Annotated in this window: 7 protein-coding genes; 6 read left to right on the plus strand and 1 reads right to left on the minus strand. The window is 77.9% G+C overall.

Annotated elements, in window-relative coordinates:
- The 6 genes from AC0CYZ_RS06605 to AC0CYZ_RS06630 form a co-directional block, all read left to right on the plus strand.
- On the plus strand, positions 1–901 hold a 901-nt coding region (locus AC0CYZ_RS06605; protein WP_472213526.1), incomplete at its 5' end, for a type II secretion system F family protein.
- Positions 898–1482: a type II secretion system F family protein gene (locus AC0CYZ_RS06610; RefSeq protein ID WP_472213528.1), complete on the plus strand. Its 585-nt coding sequence runs from the start codon at positions 898–900 to the stop codon at positions 1480–1482. The genes AC0CYZ_RS06605 and AC0CYZ_RS06610, both read left to right, overlap by 4 nt.
- A gap of 42 nt (positions 1483–1524) precedes the next feature.
- Entirely contained in the window at positions 1525–1734 is a 210-nt protein-coding gene (locus tag AC0CYZ_RS06615; RefSeq protein ID WP_472213530.1) for a DUF4244 domain-containing protein, read from the plus strand.
- Entirely contained in the window at positions 1731–2195 is a 465-nt protein-coding gene (locus AC0CYZ_RS06620) for a TadE family type IV pilus minor pilin (RefSeq protein ID WP_472213532.1), read from the plus strand. Before AC0CYZ_RS06615 ends, AC0CYZ_RS06620 begins: the two co-directional genes overlap by 4 nt.
- Positions 2192–2650: an Rv3654c family TadE-like protein gene (locus AC0CYZ_RS06625; RefSeq protein WP_472213534.1), complete on the plus strand. Its 459-nt coding sequence runs from the start codon at positions 2192–2194 to the stop codon at positions 2648–2650. Before AC0CYZ_RS06620 ends, AC0CYZ_RS06625 begins: the two co-directional genes overlap by 4 nt.
- A 194-nt stretch (positions 2651–2844) precedes the next feature.
- The gene (locus AC0CYZ_RS06630; protein WP_472213537.1) at positions 2845–3492 is read left to right on the plus strand and encodes a bifunctional DNA primase/polymerase; all 648 of its coding nucleotides are present in this window, start codon (positions 2845–2847) and stop codon (positions 3490–3492) included.
- Between the two features lie 806 nt (positions 3493–4298).
- Here the strand turns inward: AC0CYZ_RS06630 and AC0CYZ_RS06635 are convergent.
- Positions 4299–4593 (minus strand): Zn-binding domain-containing protein (locus AC0CYZ_RS06635; RefSeq protein WP_472213539.1); only part of this gene is annotated, 295 nt, incomplete at its 5' end.

Genomic DNA, 4593 nt, shown 5'->3' on the forward strand with positions numbered 1-4593 from the left:
CGCCGGTCGCCCCGGCGGCGACGCGCGGCCCGGCCCGGCCGGTGCTGCGTGCGGGGGTCGCCTCGTTGCGCCCGGTGGGGTCGGCGTGAGCACCCTCGCGGTGACGCTCCTGCTCGTCGCCGGCGCGACGGTGGCCTGGCCGTCCGCCGGCGCACCCGGACGACTGCGGGCCCTGACTCCCGTGCCGACAGCTCGGGCACGCGGCGCGGTGTCCGGTGTGCCGGCCGTCGTGCCCGTCCTCGCCGGGCTCCTCGTCGCCGCGCTGCTCGCCGGGGTCGGGGGCGCGGTGGCGGCGGTCGTCCTCGGCGCGGTCCTGCTGCGCGGGCGACGGGCGAGGCAGGGCGAGCGGGCCCGGACGGAGACCACGGCCGGGCTCGCCGAGGGACTCGCGGCCTTCGCGGCCGAGCTGCGTGCGGGCCACCCGCCCGCCTCCGCGGCGGCCGCCGCCGGCCGGGACGCCGGGCCGGCCGCCCGCCGGGCTCTGGCCCGCGTCGAGGCGACGGCACGCCTGGGTGGTGACGTCCCGGCCGCGCTGCGCGAGCAGGCCGCCACCGACCCCTTCGCCGGGCCGCACCTGCGTCGGCTGGCCGACGCGTGGGCGCTCGCCGACCGGCACGGCATCGGGCTCGCCGCGCTGGCGGAGGCGGTCGCCGAGGATCTGCGGCTCCGCGCCCGGTTCGCGGGTCGGCTCGGTGCCCAGCTGGCCGGACCGCGCACCACCGCCGCGGTGCTCGCGGCGCTCCCGGGCGTCGGCCTGGTGCTCGGGCAGCTGGTCGGCGCCCACCCGTTCGGTGTGCTGAGCGGCACGGGCGTGGGCCAGGTCCTGCTCGTCGTGGGTGCCGCGCTGGTCGCCGCCGGGCTGGAGTGGAGCCGGCGACTGACCGCGGGGGTCGTCCGGTGACCGCCCTCGCCGCCGGACTCGTCCTCCTGGCCGTCGCGGCTCTCGTTGCCCCGGGGCCGGTCGCGTCGCGCTCGCGGGTGCGCGCGCTGCGGGGGCCCGCCGCGCCCCCGGCTCGGCCGCGACGTCGCGACGCACGACGCGACCCGTGGCAGGAGGCGGGCGCCTGGGACGAGCTCGCCGCCTGTCTGCGCGCGGGCCTCTCGCTCGACCGCGCGGTGCGGGCGGTCGCGACGTCGCTCCCCGGGACCGTCGCCGACGCCCTCACCGAGGTCGCCGACCTGCTCGCACTCGGGGCGGACCCCTCCGAGGCCTGGACGCCCGCGCTGGACGAGCCCGGGACCGCCCGGCTCGCCCGTGCGGCCCGTCGGTCCGCCCGCAGCGGCTCCGCGATCGCCGAGGTCGCCACGACGGTCGCCGCCGACGTCCGGGCCGAGGCCGCCGAGGCGGTGTCCGCCCGCGCCGAGCGGGCCGGCGTCCTCGTCGCCGGGCCCCTCGGGCTCTGCTTCCTGCCCGCGTTCCTGGCGCTGGGGATCGCCCCGGTCGTCATCGGGCTCGCCGCGCCGCTGCTGGAGCGGACATGACGACCGCGGCCCACCCCGGGCCCGGGACGAGAGGAGACGACCATGGAGAACCCGACGACGGCGGTGGCGCTGCTCATGGCCCGCCTGGTGGCCCTGACCCGCGACGAGGAGGGGATGTCGACGGTCGAGTACGCGATCGGTCTGATCGCCGCGGCTGCGTTCGCGGGCCTGCTGTTCGTGATCGTCAACGCGCCGGCGGTGATGGGCGCGCTGACGGGCCTCGTCCAGCGCGCGCTCACCCCGGCGGGTTGACCGCAGCGGACGTCGACGGCCGGTGGGACGACCGGGGGATGGTCACCGTCGAGGCGGCGATCGCGATCGGGAGCCTCGTCGCGGTGCTCGCGGTCGTGCTCGCCGCCGTCGGGGCGGTCGTCGCGCAGGTCCGCTGCGTGGACGCCGCGGGGGAGGCGGCCCGGCGGGCGTCGCGAGACGACATGGCCGGCGCCGAGGCGCTCGCCCGGGCGCTCCCGAGCGGCACCGAGGTACGCGTGGAGCCGGAGGGGGACCTGGTCCACATCGTGGTCCGGGTCCCGCCGCTCGGCGGCGCACTGCCCGGACTGCGGGTGACTGCCGAGGCGGTGGCCGCCCGCGAGCCCGCCGTCGCGGCCCCCACCGGGGAGACCGACGACACCGACCCGGAGACCTCCGGACCGCCCGTCCCACCGGCGCCGCCGCTGCCCGGCGCGCCCGCCGTGGGCGGGGCGTCACCGTGAGCGCCGTGCGGTGGCTCGGGCCGCGCGACGACCGGGGGCTCGCCACCGTCCTCGCCGCCGGGGCGATCGGGACCGTGGGGCTCCTGCTGGGCGCCCTGCTCGTGCTCGGGTCCGCGGTGGCCACCCGCCACCGCGCCGAGAACGCCGCTGATCTCGCCGCCCTCGCGGGTGCGGCGGACTCCGTGCAGGGGCGGGAGTCGGCGTGCGCTGCCTCGCGGACGGTCGCCGAGCGCAACGGCGCCACACTCGTCCGGTGCACCTGGATCGGGTGGGATCTGGAGGTCGACGTGGCCCGGACCTGCGGATGTCTACCCGTCGGGGACCTGACCACGGTGCGTGCCCGGGCAGGTCCTGTGGTGAAGGTCATGCCTCGAATCGCTGAGGGCGCGGTCAGCGATCGTCATCGGACCGTGTCCTCAGCGGACGAGCGGCCGCAGCCTCCCGCTGAGCGGTGACACGGTTGGTGCAGCCGGGGCGAGTGGTGCGTCCGACCCCCGTCCGTGGCGCGTTCGCCCGCTCGACGGTGCCAAGGGTGGCGCTCGGCGTTCCACCCCGGCCGATGGGCGACAGCGGGTGGAAATCAGGTGGCGACCCGCCGTTACTGGGGCAGGAACACCGCACGGGGTGGACCAGTACCGGGAGGACCCGCATGCAGTGGTGGGACAGCTACCGCGCCGTCTACGGCACCGAGCTCCGCGCCGAGGCCATGGTGCTCGCCGACCACGGCTGGGCGGTGGTCCCGGGCACCTTCCCGCAGGGTGACGTCTGGACCGGCTGCACCGACGCCCCGCAGGCCGGTCCCGCTCCCGTCCTCGACGATTGGGCCGCCGCGGCGACGACCGACACCGGTCGGATCGCGGACTGGTGGTCCGGCCTGCCCTACTCGATCCTGCTGCCCACCGGCCTGACGTTCGACGTCATCGAGGTTCCCGCGAGCATCGGTCGTCGCGCTGCGGCGGCGCTGCGGGCGGTCGGGGTCCCGGTGCCGATCGCCGCGACGCCGACCGGCGAGTGGCTGTTCCCGGTGCTGCCGGGCGAGCCGCTGCGCCCGGACCTCGCGGGCCGCCCGGGCATGACGCTGCACGGCCGCGGGAGCTACCTGGCGGCGCCGCCGTCGGTGTTCCCGCAGGGCTCGATCCACTGGCGGGTCCGCCCGGCGGCGTGCGGCTGGCGCCTGCCGGACCCCTACAGCGTCCAGGACGCCATGGCCGAGGCCGTCCGTGAGCGTCCGCAGCGCGGCCTGGGCGGCAGCTCCACCTACCGGCTGGCGACGGTCGCCACCGGCATCCGTTCCTGACGGACGGGCACGACCCCGGGTGCGCCCGGGACCACCACAACTGAAGACTCGGGTCGGCCAGGACCGCCGACGACGTCCCCGCGCAGCGCGCCACCGCGCAGCTCCGCCGGGAGGACGCCGAGGTCCGGCCCACCCCGCGGCGGTGGGCGCGACGTGTGCGCCCGTGACCACTCCGGAGCGCGCCCGCGCCCACCGCCGCCCGAGACAGCGCCGCAGGGCGGGTCGAGCACCCTCCCCGCCCTGCGGCGTGACAGACCTCCCCGCGGGCCGGGTGCCCCGAACCCCGGCCCGCGGCGGAACCCACCAGCCCGATCCGTCCGCGACGGCGTCGATGCCCCGGGCTGGCTCCCGCAACGCTCGCTCATCGCGCCCCGGCTCGGCCTGGCTCCACGAGGGGCACGTCAGGCAGGTTCGGGTGCTCGTTGGGCTGCGCAGTGTGCCCGTGATCTTCGGGGGCTGCAGGCGCGCTCCGGCTCGGCTCCACGAGGGGCACTTCAGGCAGGTTCGGGTGCTCGTTGGGCTGCGTGGTGTGCCCGTGATCTTCGGGGGCGGCAGGTGCGCCCGGCCGGCGCGGCTCTCGCTCGGCCTGGCTCCACGAGGGGCACTTAAGGCACGTTCGAGGGCCCGCGGGGCTGCGTGGTGTGTCCGTGATCTTGGGGAGGCGGCAGGTGCGCCCGGCCTGGCCCCACGAGGGGCACGTGAGGCACGTCAGAGGGCCCGCGGGGGTGCGTGGTGTGCCCCTGATCATCGGGCGGGCTGGCGGGCCCAGGCGCGCACGGCGATCCGGCGCGGCGCCACGCAGGAGGTCAGCCTGGCAGGCGCGTCAGCACGGCCGTGAGCACTGCGACCGCGCCGGCCTTGTCCAACGGGTCGTTGCCGTTGCCGCACTTCGGGGACTGCACACACGAGGGGCACCCCGACGGGCACTCGCAGCCGGCGATCGCGTCGCGGGTAGCCGACAGCCACGTCCGCATCGCCTCGTGCCCGCGGTCGGCGAAGCCCGCCCCGCCCGGGTGCCCGTCGTGGACGAACACCGTGGGCCGGCCGGTGTCCGGGTGCAGCGCGGTGGAGACCCCGCCGATGTCCCAGCGGTCGCAGGTC

It is taken from the genome of Actinomycetospora sp. (assembly GCF_055612215.1).

Bases quoted from the DNA above. Each gene is read 5' to 3' on its own strand.
- AC0CYZ_RS06615 (WP_472213530.1), top strand. From the start codon at position 1,525: ATGGAGAACCCGACGACGGCGGTGGCGCTGCTCATGGCCCGCCTGGTG.
- AC0CYZ_RS06630 (WP_472213537.1), top strand. From the start codon at position 2,845: ATGCAGTGGTGGGACAGCTACCGCGCCGTCTACGGCACCGAGCTCCGC.